1 pseudogene is annotated in these 227 nt (G+C 59.0%); it reads right to left on the minus strand.

The annotated features are described in order from the left end of the window. Positions 1-97: 97 nt before the first annotated feature. Positions 98-227: pseudogene (locus tag H0X91_RS35555) on the minus strand (IS3 family transposase); the annotation flags it as partial.

Genomic DNA, 227 nt, shown 5'->3' on the forward strand with positions numbered 1-227 from the left:
TGCCGAAGCGATGGTGCACCTGGCGAGCGCATTGCTCCTCGCCCCGTCAACTGTTGCATCCACTTCGATGGACGACCCATGAAACACCTCCTGGATTAAGGTGTTGCGACGACCGGTTGAATCCACCTTGGCCGCCTTGATCCGAGTGAAACAGCAAGCCTTGCGGTCGACCACGTTGCTCATAGGCCATCTCCAACGCCTGCACGACCAGATCGGCATCAGGGCGT

This window comes from Burkholderia sp. 9777_1386 (assembly GCF_015712265.1).
Lineage (GTDB): Bacteria > Pseudomonadota > Gammaproteobacteria > Burkholderiales > Burkholderiaceae > Burkholderia > Burkholderia cenocepacia.